Raw genomic sequence first — 3,413 nt, 5'->3', positions numbered from 1 at the left:
AGCACCACCGCCGGCATCCCGTCACCGCCGCTGCCTACGGCAGCGGTGCCGCGCTGATCATCGACGAAGCGGCGCTGCTGATCGAACTCGAGGACGTGTACTGGGCCAACGAGGGCCGCAGGAGCGTCATGAGAGACGCAGTTGTCAGCGTGGAACGCGACGCCCACATTGCCGCCGTCGCCTACCTCATGCGGCGAGCCGGCGAGACGGCGCTGGTCGTCGTGAACGACTCAGAGCATCGCAGTCCACTGGCGGTCATCACAGACACCGACGTTGCCCAGGTGATCGCGACGGCCTCGATCCGAATGAGGTGCGCTTCAGCGACCTGGTCGCACACGACCCGATCAGCGTCTCCCCAGAGACGTCGCTCGTGCGGGCCGCGACGGTGATGGTTTCATCCGGCATCCGGCATCTGCCTGTAGTGGAGGAGGGTCGTCTGCTCGGCATGCTGGATATCAGTGACGCTTGCCGTGCCCTGGTGGCGCTGCGAAACATCCCTGACGGCGCAGTCGCGACGGCAGCGGTGGTCTGACAGTCAACGCCGCCAGCCGTGAGCACTGCTGGCGGGTGAGTGCGGTTGGATTCACCGAGATGTTCCTGGGGCGGCGGGGCGGGCAGCCGCGTCGAGAAGGGGCCCAAGCTCACGGATCAGCGCGTCGAACGGGGTCAGGTCCTGTCTGATCCTGGCCAGGATGATCGCCCCCTCGAGGGTGGCGATGACCACGATGGCAAGATCGTCAGCCCTCTCGTGGGGAACGCCAAGCTCGACCAGACTTTCAGCGACGGGCTGGAGCCAACCGTCGAATGCACGACGGAGCACTTGGCGGAGTTGGGCGCTGGTGGCTGCCGTGTCCGCGGCGGCAGCAACCAGGGGGCACCCGGCCGAGAACTGCTCGTCGGTGAGATCACGTCGCCAGTAGTCGACGATGGAAGCCAGCAGCGCGCTCGGTGTTCTCGACTTCAGTTCGCTGAGACCTCGCCGAGTCTGGCGGGCCATCATGTCGCCGGCCCAAAGCAGGGCGTCGGAAACGATCTCCTCCTTGCCGCCAGGGAAGTAGTGCTGGAGTGATCCTCGGGGCGCGCCCGCCTCGGTCACGATCTCTCTCATCCCGGTGCCGGACACGCCCTTGCGCCGTATGAGCTGTGCAGCGCTACGCACCATTCGCTCGCGCGGCGGAACTGCCCGAGCTTGAGACGCCTTGGCGGTCGTCACGGAAGCCTCCATCTGAGTTGATCTGGGATCAGGTCTTGACTATGACACCTGTCATGATGCAAGGTCAATTCTATGACAACTGTCATGACAGTTCAGGGACCGAGCGCGCCACGCCACCGCGTGGCCGACGCGGCGGTTCTCAGGCCAGCGGCAGTGTCGGACACCGAGGCAGTGCTGGCCATGCTGGCCCGCTGCTCGCTCGCGACCCGGTTTCACCGGTTCCACGGCTTCACCGACGGTGTTCCTTACTTCCGAGCGCAGCTTCGGGACCGACCGGGCGACCAGACCCTTCTCGCTTGCTACGGCTCGACGTGCGTCGGCGTGGCAACTCTCGGTGTCGGTGACACGGGACTGGTTCATCTGGGAGTGCTGGTCGAGGACGGCTGGCAGGGCCAGGGCATCGGAACCCAGCTAACTGTGTCCTTGCTCGACAGCGCTCGGGCCGTGGGTGTCACCACCGTGCACGTCGATGTGCTCAGCGACGACATTTACGTTCTCAAGTCACTGCGCCGGATCGGTCAGCTCGCGGCGTCAGTTGAGCGCGGGGTCTGGTCGGTTGACGTCTCCCTCTGCGGCCAGCCGTGCCGGCCGGCCGGAAACAGGCTGCCATGACCGCGCCTGAACCAACCAGCCGGTTCGCGCCGTCGGACTCCGAGGCCTACTACCTGCCCCGCAGGAACGGGCGATACGAGCCGACCAGGGCAACTGAGAGCCCCTGGGACCGCAACGCCCAACACGGTGGACCGCCGGCTGCCCTTCTTGCCCACGTGATCGACCAAACGATCGACGAGCCCCTGCGGCTCGCTCGCATCTCGATCGACATTCTCGGCCCCATTCCGCTCCGCCCGGTCGACGTCGAGGTCGCCACGGTCAGGCCCGGTCGACGGGTACGCCTGACCGAGGCCCGGATGTGCGTTGACGGACGCGCTGCTGTCACGGCGAGGGCGTGGCACATCGCTACCGGCGATCGCCCCCCGGCAGAGGTGGCGGCGCAGACGGCGCCGCCACCTCTGCCACCGACGCCGACGCCTCAGCGCTTCTATCCGGGCCTGGACGACTGGGGCTACGGAAAGTCGATCGAGTGGCGGTTCACGCGCGGAAGCCTCGACAGCCTCGGTCCGGCGGACGTGTGGGCGAGGGTCCGTCTGCCGCTGGTTCACGGGTTGGCACTGACCGGCCAGGACCGGGCACTGATCACGGCCGATTCCGCGAACGGCCTGTCCCTGTCACTGCCGCTGAACCAATGGCTCTCGATCCCGCCCACCATGACCGCGACCCTGCTGCGTCCGCCAGTCGGCGAATGGGTGCACCTCGCATGCCGCACCTACCTGACAGACGACGGCGTCGGATTCGCCCACGCAGACCTGTTCGACGGCGACGGGCTCATCGGCGAGGTGGCCCAGCCGCTGCTTCTGCAAAGGCGCGCGGCAGACAGCTGTGCCTCTTGACGGAGCGAACAGACCGATCCAGCGGATTGAAGACCGATCGACTCAATGGAGATACCGATGCGTGCAGCGACAACAGACCCCGGCGCGGCTCTCGGCACTCGTGCGACGTCGTCAGTCATGCGCGGCGGCCACCCGGCAACGAGGGCTGAGGGAGGACGTATGCGGCCCAGGTCGTTGCCGCGGATGGCCGCGTTCTGGCTGGAGGCAGTGTTGTTCGGCTTCGTGCTCCTCACGTCGGCCGCCGCGTCCCCGCTGTACGCGGTTTACCAGGGACAGTGGAAGTTCTCGGCGACGACGCTGACCGCTGTCTTTGCGATCTACGCCATCTTCCTTCTCCTCACGCTGCTGTTGTTTGGTTCGGTCGCTGACTATCTGGGCCGCCGTTCGGTCATCTTCTCCGCCATCAACATCACCGCGGCCGCCTGCGCCTTGTTCCTGGCAGCGGATGGCGTCGGGCTGCTGTTCGCCGCCCGGGCACTGCAAGGTGTCGCCGTCGGCATGACGACCGGCGGACTCGGGGCAGCGCTCATCGACCTGCAACCCGAGGTCGGCAGGCTCGCCTCGGTGGCCACCAACGCCAGCCTCTTGCTGGGCTTGGCAGTAGGGGCGCTCGCCAGCAGCGCGCTCGCGATCGAGACGAGGTCAGCCGCCGGCTTGTTCATCGGTGCCGCGGTAGCCGGGGCGGGCGTTGGGGCCGGAAACCTGGGCGCCTACCGCACCCTCACCGCGCTCGTCCCCGCCCACCATCGCGC

At 67.2% G+C, this 3,413-nt stretch carries 6 protein-coding genes; 5 read left to right on the top strand and 1 reads right to left on the bottom strand.

The window, feature by feature from the left end:
- Together JWR81_RS06650 and JWR81_RS34260 are read left to right on the top strand one after the other, a co-directional pair.
- Positions 1-389: CBS domain-containing protein (locus JWR81_RS06650; RefSeq protein ID WP_297648158.1), on the top strand; the 389-nt coding region annotated here is incomplete at its 5' end.
- Positions 311-532 carry a CBS domain-containing protein gene (locus JWR81_RS34260; RefSeq protein WP_367278743.1) on the top strand — a complete coding sequence of 74 codons (222 nt, stop codon included), beginning with the start codon at positions 311-313 and terminating at the stop codon, positions 530-532. The genes JWR81_RS06650 and JWR81_RS34260, both read left to right, overlap by 79 nt.
- Positions 533-583: 51 nt before the next feature.
- On the opposite strand, the gene JWR81_RS06645 is transcribed toward JWR81_RS34260, so the two are convergent.
- Positions 584-1,213: a TetR/AcrR family transcriptional regulator gene (locus tag JWR81_RS06645; RefSeq protein ID WP_297648154.1), complete on the bottom strand. Its 630-nt coding sequence runs from the start codon at positions 1,211-1,213 to the stop codon at positions 584-586.
- Positions 1,214-1,297: 84 nt separating this feature from the next.
- Here JWR81_RS06645 and JWR81_RS06640 point away from each other — a divergent pair, with 84 nt between their 5' ends.
- The 3 genes from JWR81_RS06640 to JWR81_RS06630 form a co-directional block, all read left to right on the top strand.
- On the top strand, positions 1,298-1,825 hold the full coding sequence (locus JWR81_RS06640; protein ID WP_297648151.1) for a GNAT family N-acetyltransferase: 528 nt from the start codon (positions 1,298-1,300) through the stop codon (positions 1,823-1,825).
- Positions 1,822-2,661 (top strand): thioesterase family protein, encoded by an 840-nt coding sequence (locus JWR81_RS06635; protein WP_297648149.1) that lies wholly within the window; start codon positions 1,822-1,824, stop codon positions 2,659-2,661. Before JWR81_RS06640 ends, JWR81_RS06635 begins: the two co-directional genes overlap by 4 nt.
- 183 nt (positions 2,662-2,844) lie before the next feature.
- On the top strand, positions 2,845-3,413 hold a 569-nt coding region (locus JWR81_RS06630; protein ID WP_297648146.1), incomplete at its 3' end, for an MFS transporter.

It is taken from the genome of Pseudonocardia sp., from assembly GCF_025965585.1.
Classification (GTDB): domain Bacteria; phylum Actinomycetota; class Actinomycetes; order Mycobacteriales; family Pseudonocardiaceae; genus Pseudonocardia.
This window is presented reverse-complemented; position numbering and strand designations above follow the sequence as displayed.

What these genes read in the sequence shown, in the direction of transcription:
- JWR81_RS06640 (WP_297648151.1), top strand. Translation starts at nt 1,298, where the DNA reads ATGACAGTTCAGGGACCGAGCGCGCCACGCCACCGCGTGGCCGACGCG.
- JWR81_RS06635 (WP_297648149.1), top strand. Translation starts at nt 1,822, where the DNA reads ATGACCGCGCCTGAACCAACCAGCCGGTTCGCGCCGTCGGACTCCGAG.